Annotated in this window: 1 protein-coding gene; it reads right to left on the reverse strand. The window is 70.9% G+C overall.

Translation table 11 applies throughout. The features are described from left to right. Positions 1 to 629, reverse strand: a 629-nt coding sequence (locus tag EQG76_RS31470; RefSeq protein ID WP_159719133.1) for a BKACE family enzyme, incomplete at both ends; no start/stop codon positions are given.

Raw genomic sequence — 629 nt, forward strand, 5'->3', positions numbered from 1 at the left:
GCCCGGTCCGCACGTGGCCGCCCAGCCCGATCGCCCATGCGCTCACCGGGCGCTGGTGCCGGCCGATGCCGGCGGCCCCCCAGGTCGCCTGCGGGAACAGCCGCAGGCCTTCATTGACCAGGATCTCCAAAAGATGGCGCTCCGCCGGCAGGGCGTTCTGGATGCCCAGCACGAACTGGAGATGCGCCCGCTCGTCCATCAGCCCGGCATCGGCCAGCCGGCGGGCGCCATGGAGATGGGACAGGTCGAAGATCTCGATCTCGGGCTTCACCCCAAAACGCTGCATGGCAGCGGCAAGCTCGGTCACCAAAGGCGGCTGGTTCTCGTAGACGATCGAGGGGAAGTTCACCGAGCCGGTCGAGAGCGACGCCATGTCGGGGCGCAGCGGCAGGGCGCTCGCCCGCTCCGCCGGGGCCCGGCCGCGCCCGCCGGTGGAGAACTGGACGATCATGCCCGGGCAGTGCCGGCGCACCCCTTCCTGCACGCGGGCGAAGCGGTCCGGGTCGGAGGACGGCGTCTCGTCGTCGTTGCGGACATGGATGTGCACCAGCGCCGCCCCGGCCTCGAATGCCGCTCTGGTCGATTCGATCTGCTCTTCCGGCGTAATCGGCACGGCCGGGTTGTGCGCC

The organism is Geminicoccus flavidas, assembly GCF_009806515.1.
Taxonomy (GTDB): Bacteria; Pseudomonadota; Alphaproteobacteria; order Geminicoccales; family Geminicoccaceae; genus Geminicoccus; species Geminicoccus flavidus.